At 27.5% G+C, this 1,033-nt stretch carries 1 pseudogene; it reads right to left on the reverse strand.

Annotated features, from left to right (window positions below):
* Nucleotides 1-90 precede the first annotated feature (90 nt).
* Nucleotides 91-609: pseudogene (locus AB4Y15_RS14120) on the reverse strand (transposase); the annotation flags it as partial.
* Nucleotides 610-1,033: the final 424 nt, after the last annotated feature.

Raw genomic sequence — 1,033 nt, forward strand, 5'->3', positions numbered from 1 at the left:
TATTAAACTAGAGACAATTTCAAATATAATTTTCGTTTATGGATTTCAACAAAATCTGCCTTGATTTATTCAAATCGAAGATTTTGTTTTTTGTCCATCTTCTCTTACTTTATAGTGTATAGCATCCATAAATACAAATGGATAAATTGGTTCAAGTGGTCTATTTTGCTATTCTTGTATTTGGGGTAATAGTTTGTCTGTTATTTTACTTACCATTTCAGATGATATTTGTATTCCATATATATCCCTTGTTGTCATTCCCCTTGCATAAAGGGATATTACTTTATCCTCTATTCCAGATATGTCTCTTTTGTTCTTAGGAACTACAATAGGTTCAAATTCTCCATTTCTATCTCTAGGAACTTCAATATCTAATTTTCCGTATTTAGTTTTAATAGTTTTTTCAGAATATCCATTTCTTCTATTATCTGTTTGTTTATTTTTTCTATCTCCTTTAGCATAACCTAATTCTACTTCTAATTCTGCTTCAAGCATTTCTTGGAGTGCATCTTTAAACATATCTTTTAGATACTCATAAAGATCATCTGCTGTTTTTAACCCTCCATCTGAAATCATTTGTCTTAATACTTCTTTTGGTAATTTACTCATAAAAATACTCCTTTCTGACATTTTTTCTTTTTCTAATTCTTGCCAGAAAGGAGTATTTATTTTCACTTAAGCACAAATTTTTTACACTACCGACAAAAAAATTTACATATAGGATTTATATTTTGGTTTTTTGCATCAACAATCATTTCAGAAGCATCAATTTCAATTTCGTATGAAAAACAGACAGGTACATTTGAACAACTATTACTAAAACCAACACATATATTATGTATATTGTCTGTAAAAACATTAGTTAAAAACATTAGTATGGTTTATAGTATCTTTAGTCAAGGTTACTATACTTATGATTATTGTAATGTTGACAATAGGAATTATTCTACCTTTTAACATTAAAATTTTGCCAATTCTTTTTGTAACTCTAGTTGGTTTATATGGACTAGGATTAATATTATCTGGATTGACA

It is taken from the genome of Caloranaerobacter longqiensis (assembly GCF_050286925.1).
GTDB lineage: Bacteria > Bacillota > Clostridia > Tissierellales > Thermohalobacteraceae > Caloranaerobacter.